Here is a 6,477-nt window from a genome sequence, read left to right on the forward strand (position 1 = left end):
AGCCGGTGACGATAAAAAATTAAAACAAGGCAGGTCGATTTTCCGACCTGCCTTGTTTAATAACTTTGTGACCATTTAATAGCATCCTTGATTTTGATTCTCCATATCATATGATCAAAGCCTTTTCCCCAATAATCTTTTAATAAATAATCAGGAGTTCCAAACTTCTTTTCCCATATTTTTTGTGCAATACGATACCCACTATCTAAACAAAATTCTTCTACTCCTCTATCTTTCAACGCCAGATACATTGATTTCAATAATAAATTTCCTACTCCAATCTTCTGGTAGTCAGGGTGAACAAATACAGTTCCTACCTCGCACAAATTTTTTAATGCATCATTGGTAGATTTACTTATAAGTTCACTTGCCGGGCCATATTCAATTGAACCCATTATTCGATCCCCGTCTACAGCGATTAAAAAATATCGTTGCTCACCGTGGCTTTCTAAGTCACTTTCCAAATACGCTCTTTTAGTCTCAATTTCATCCTCTATATCCTCCAGCTTGCTTCCAATACCTTCTTTAGCAAATGTGTCTGTAATCACTATTCTAAACAATTCATTTAACTTTTCGGCATCTTTAACTTTCGGTCTTCTGATTTCTACATCATTCATCTAGATTTCCGCCGACGTACGATTCAGTACAGACCCTATTGAAAGTACACTACTCAGTAGTTCCATTAAACTTGTTATTTCATAAGTGGGTTGAATACCAGACGTATTTGTTTTTCTGGCAGGGTTGAACCAGCAGGTATCAATTCCGTACTTATTCCCTCCTTGAATATCAGAGGTTAAAGAATCGCCGACCATAAGGACCTTACTTTTATCTGAGATGGCTAGCTTGGCAAATGCGTAATCGAAAATACCAGCTTGTGGCTTTTGGCAACCCACTTCTTCTGAAATGATCACCTGCTCAAACACATCACGCAGCGGAGAGAGCTGAATTCTGGAGGTTTGTACCTCTTTGATTCCATTCGTAATAATCGCCAAACGATACTCAGATAGTACGTCACATAGTTCAACCGCTCCGTCCATCAAAAAAGCACCTTCACCCAAATAACGTAAATAAGCAGCACTAAAGGCGTCCGGATTGAAGTCTAGCTTATGGACAGTAAACAATCGTTTAAATCTTTCCACCCGCAACTGTGCCGAGGTAATAAGTCCTTCCTCTGCTTCTCGCCACAACACACTATTAATCTCATCATAGCTGGATTTGTACTCTGTGGCCCCTTGCGGCAATCCAAATTGGGTGAACGTATTATGTAGCGCATGGCTCTCTGCCATTTTAAAATCAAACAGCGTATCATCAACATCAAACAAAATAATTTCGTATTTCAAAACGACTTCCAACCTCCATATCAAATGGAAATAAACTATCATTACAGTATGATCTCTCGGTTATTATACAGAACCTCATTGATCCGTCAAGTCATGACAAAAAGAATGGAGTAATATTTTCTATGAGTTTGAGCCAGTGCGAAGTAACATGCTTCGTGCCAAACTACCACCATAGCGATTTATAAATGAAAGGAGAATGCTAACTCAAGCTGTCCTCGATGCTTCAGTGACAAGCCTAAAGATAAACATTCTCCTTTTAAAATTCAAACTATTTGTTCTCCATTCGTAGATCTTTAGGGTCAACCTGCCATCATCTTCAGGTCTGTTTCCAGTACCGGAATCGACTGTTTTAAAAACCTAGTGATTTTCATTAATCCATTCGGTTAATGTTTGATCAAAATAATGAGGTTCTTCAAACATCGGATTATGGCCACTATGCTCAAAAACCACCTTTTTTACGTTCGTGTAGCTATCATCGACCCGATCCCACAATGAAACAGGCGCGACTAAGTAATCAGTTCTTCCAAGACCAATAAACATGGGCTTATCGACATCTCCCAAGGACTGTATCAAATCTATCTTTCCGAAGGCTTCTCCCCATAAATAATCAATGATAGGCATGTTCGTGTGCACATCATTCCACATATGAGCTGCATCATAGGTATAATCATAAAAACTTTGGGCTCTCATACGTATACACATGTGAACAAATCTTCTGTCGGGATCTCTTTTGATATCATCCTCTAATAAAACAATATCTTTTTCAAAACGTTCTTTTCTGGCTGGACTGGCCGTTTCATAAAAGTATGACAAGCTTTGCCGTTGTCTTTCTTGGCTGTTCGTAGGCGCTGAATTTAATAGCACCACTTTTTCAACATAGTCTGGGTATTGTTTAGCATATTCCAAAGCCATAAAAGCATGCCCGGAATGTCCTAATATGATAAATGGATCTAAATGAAGGCATTGTCTTGCTGTTTCTATGTCTTTGATGACTTTATCCAATGTATAGTCTTCTGGTTTTAAAGCACGAGTCGGTTTTGCAAACCCTCTATGATCTAAGAAAATAAACTGAAACTTTTTATATAAATGGTCTGAAAATATGCGAGGATAATATACACTACTGCCGATCACCAATATCGGCTTTCCGTTACCTCTTATAGTATATTTCAGCTCAAATCCATCACTAATAACTGTTTGATAAGTGCTCATCTTCATCGTCTCCTTTTCTTCTTTAAATCACTCCCTTTCCGTTGTTTAAATCCCTTGTATTCTCCATAGATCGTTCCAGCACTACAACTCACCTCTGAAAGTCTGTTTATTTTATGAGAAAAGTTTAACATGATTTTTTCTAAAACAAAACCGAATTTGGATCTTCTAATCTTGCCGTACAAGTCGGAGATACAAAGTGGCAAAAGGAAATTACCGTAAACTTCAAGCCTTAAGTGTCCTCCAGCAGCAGCACTATACAAGGAACAACCAGAATATTGTAGTGCTTTTAACCAAAGGCATGGCATGAGCCTTTCCTGTGAATGATAAATGAATCGGATATAAAAAAAGAACACAGCCATTAAGGCTGTGCTCTTTTTTTGTGCTTGGCAACGTCCTACTCTCCCAGGACCCTGCGGTCCAAGTACCATCGGCGCTGGAGGGCTTAACGGTCGTGTTCGGGATGGGTACGTGTGGAACCCCTCCGCTATCGCCACCAAACATGAATTTGCCTCGCAAATTCTTCCGTAAGGTTATTCGGTTCATCACAGATTCTATGAATGAATCGCCATACGCTTGTCGTATGTACTTCTACATACCTTCAAGGTTACACCCTGAAAACTGGATCCGAAACTTCATTGCGTCTTATCTTTAGGATAAGCCCTCGACCGATTAGTATTGGTCAGCTCCATGCATTACTGCACTTCCACCCCCAACCTATCTACCTCGTCGTCTTCAAGGGGTCTTACTAATTGGGAAATCTCATCTTGAGGGGGGCTTCACGCTTAGATGCTTTCAGCGCTTATCCCTTCCGTACATAGCTACCCAGCGGTGCTCCTGGCGGAACAACTGGTACACCAGCGGTACGTCCATCCCGGTCCTCTCGTACTAAGGACAGCTCCTCTCAAATTTCCTACGCCCACGACAGATAGGGACCGAACTGTCTCACGACGTTCTGAACCCAGCTCGCGTACCGCTTTAATGGGCGAACAGCCCAACCCTTGGGACCTACTTCAGCCCCAGGATGCGATGAGCCGACATCGAGGTGCCAAACCTCCCCGTCGATGTGGACTCTTGGGGGAGATAAGCCTGTTATCCCCAGGGTAGCTTTTATCCGTTGAGCGATGGCCCTTCCATGCGGTACCACCGGATCACTAAGCCCGACTTTCGTCCCTGCTCGACTTGTAGGTCTCGCAGTCAAGCTCCCTTCTGCCTTTGCACTCTTCGAATGATTTCCAACCATTCTGAGGGAACCTTGGGGCGCCTCCGTTACTCTTTAGGAGGCGACCGCCCCAGTCAAACTGCCCACCTGACACTGTCCTCGTACCGGATCACGGTACCAAGTTAGAACCTAGATACGATCAGGGTGGTATCCCAAGGATGCCTCCCCTCAAGCTGGCGCTCAAGGTTCAACGGCTCCCACCTATCCTGTACAGATCGTACCCAAATTCAATATCAAGCTGCAGTAAAGCTCCATGGGGTCTTTCCGTCTTGTCGCGGGTAACCTGCATCTTCACAGGTATTAAAATTTCACCGGATCTCTCGTTGAGACAGCGCCCAAGTCGTTACGCCATTCGTGCGGGTCAGAATTTACCTGACAAGGAATTTCGCTACCTTAGGACCGTTATAGTTACGGCCGCCGTTTACTGGGGCTTCGGTTCATAGCTTCGCTCTTACGAGCTTACCACTCCCCTTAACCTTCCAGCACCGGGCAGGCGTCAGCCCGTATACTTCGCCTTGCGGCTTCGCACAGACCTGTGTTTTTGCTAAACAGTCGCTTGGGCCTTTTCACTGCGGCCCCCTCGGGCTATTCACCCTACCGAGGCACCCCTTCTCCCGAAGTTACGGGGTCATTTTGCCGAGTTCCTTAACGAGAGTTCTTCCGCGCGCCTTAGAATTCTCTTCTCGCCTACCTGTGTCGGTTTGCGGTACGGGCACCTTCTCCTGGCTAGAGGCTTTTCTTGGCAGTCTGAGATCATGACCTTCGCTACTATAATTTTCGCTCCCCATCACAGCCCAGCCTTACGATGTGCGGATTTGCCTACACATCAGCCTCACTGCTTAGACGGACATCCATCAGTCCGCGTCACTACCCTACTGCGTCACCCCATCGCTCATAGCGGATTACGGTGGTACAGGAATTTCTACCTGTTGTCCTTCGACTACGCCTATCGGCCTCGCCTTAGGTCCCGACTTACCCTGAGCGGACGAACCTTCCTCAGGAACCCTTAGGCTTTCGGCGGATCTGATTCTCACAGATCTTTTCGTTACTCATACCGGCATTCTCACTTGAATGCAGTCCAGCGCTCCTTCCGGTACACCTTCAACCCGCATTCAACGCTCCCCTACCCCTGATGCAAGCATCAAGCCATAGCTTCGGTGGTGTGTTTAGCCCCGTTACATTTTCGGCGCAGAGTCACTCGACCAGTGAGCTATTACGCACTCTTTCAATGGTGGCTGCTTCTAAGCCAACATCCTGGTTGTCTGTGCAACTCCACATCCTTTCCCACTTAACACACACTTGGGGACCTTAGCTGATGGTCTGGGCTGTTTCCCTTTCGACAATGGATCTTAGCACTCACTGTCTGACTCCCGGAACTAAATCTATGGCATTCGGAGTTTGACTGAGCTTGGTAACCCTTGCGGGCCCCGCACCCAATCAGTGCTCTACCTCCACGATTCTTCTTTCCGAGGCTAGCCCTAAAGCTATTTCGGGGAGAACCAGCTATCTCCGGGTTCGATTGGAATTTCTCCGCTACCCCCACCTCATCCCCGCATTTTTCAACATGCGTGGGTTCGGGCCTCCAGTGCGTGTTACCGCACCTTCACCCTGGACAGGGGTAGATCACCCGGTTTCGGGTCTACGTCCACGTACTCATTCGCCCTATTCAGACTCGCTTTCGCTGCGGCTTCAGCTCTTCACCTTAACCTTGCACGGGAACGTAACTCGCCGGTTCATTCTACAAAAGGCACGCCATCACCCGTGATTTTTCCAAAGGAAAATATCATAGGGCTCTGACTTCTTGTAAGCACACGGTTTCAGGATCTATTTCACTCCCCTTCCGGGGTGCTTTTCACCTTTCCCTCACGGTACTGCTTCACTATCGGTCGCCAGGGAGTATTTAGCCTTGGCAGATGGTCCTGCCGGATTCATACGGGGTTTCACGTGCCCCGCACTACTCGGGATCCGTCTCGGAGGGAACAAGTTTTGAACTACAGGGCTTTTACCTTCTCTGGTGGGCCTTTCCAGACCTCTTCATCTAACCGGTTCCTTTGTAACTCCATGTGAGACGTCCCACAACCCCAAGGAGCAAGCTCCTTGGTTTGGGCTAATCCGCGTTCGCTCGCCGCTACTGACGGAATCACTATTGTTTTCTCTTCCTCAGGGTACTTAGATGTTTCAGTTCCCCTGGTCTGCCTCTCACTCACCTATGAATTCAGTGAGTAGTGACTGTCGATGAAGACAGCCGGGTTTCCCCATTCGGACATCCCCGGATCAAAGCTTGCTTACAGCTCCCCGAGGCGTTATCGTTGTTCGCCACGTCCTTCGTCGGCTCCTGGCGCCTAGGCATCCTCCGTGTGCTCTTTGTAGCTTAACCTAGTATTTACATCGTAAATACGATTTGCTTTGAATTTCGGTTCAACACTCACGTGTGAATGAAATTCAAGGCAGCTACCTTTATTTCACTTGTTTACACAAGATCAGCTTAAAGGAATATTCTAAAACGCAATTTCGTTTCGGTATCCAGTTTTCAAGGTGCAATTCGCTTCGTCGAAGCGAAGCCCGATGAATATTTCGGTTCCACACGATGTGTGAATGAAACATTCGTCGAAACTTGAGAGTTTGAACTCTCAAAACTGAGCAACGAGTGAGTATGTTCAGGATATCCATTTCATTCACACGAACGTGATGAACCGAATTGAATATCCG

Annotated in this window: 3 protein-coding genes and 2 rRNA genes; all 5 read right to left on the reverse strand. The window is 45.7% G+C overall.

Features of this window, described 5'->3' with window-relative positions:
• Positions 1–56: 56 nt before the first annotated feature.
• Complete coding sequence (locus G7035_RS23095; RefSeq protein ID WP_019687226.1) at positions 57–617, reverse strand: GNAT family N-acetyltransferase; 561 nt, start codon at positions 615–617, stop codon at positions 57–59.
• The gene (locus G7035_RS23100) at positions 618–1,340 is read right to left on the reverse strand and encodes a YjjG family noncanonical pyrimidine nucleotidase (protein WP_016818751.1); all 723 of its coding nucleotides are present in this window, start codon (positions 1,338–1,340) and stop codon (positions 618–620) included.
• A 357-nt stretch (positions 1,341–1,697) separates the two neighbouring features.
• Positions 1,698–2,549: an alpha/beta fold hydrolase gene (locus G7035_RS23105; RefSeq protein ID WP_019687225.1), complete on the reverse strand. Its 852-nt coding sequence runs from the start codon at positions 2,547–2,549 to the stop codon at positions 1,698–1,700.
• Positions 2,550–2,930: 381 nt separating this feature from the next.
• A 5S ribosomal RNA gene (rrf, locus tag G7035_RS23110) occupies positions 2,931–3,047 on the reverse strand.
• Positions 3,048–3,198: 151 nt separating this feature from the next.
• Positions 3,199–6,145: ribosomal RNA gene (locus G7035_RS23115) — 23S ribosomal RNA — on the reverse strand.
• Between the last annotated feature and the right edge of the window lie 332 nt (positions 6,146–6,477).

This window comes from Paenibacillus polymyxa (assembly GCF_015710975.1).
GTDB lineage: Bacteria > Bacillota > Bacilli > Paenibacillales > Paenibacillaceae > Paenibacillus > Paenibacillus polymyxa.

Bases quoted from the DNA above. Each gene is read 5' to 3' on its own strand.
- G7035_RS23095 (WP_019687226.1), bottom strand. From the start codon at position 617: ATGAATGATGTAGAAATCAGAAGACCGAAAGTTAAAGATGCCGAAAAG.
- G7035_RS23105 (WP_019687225.1), bottom strand. From the start codon at position 2,549: ATGAGCACTTATCAAACAGTTATTAGTGATGGATTTGAGCTGAAATAT.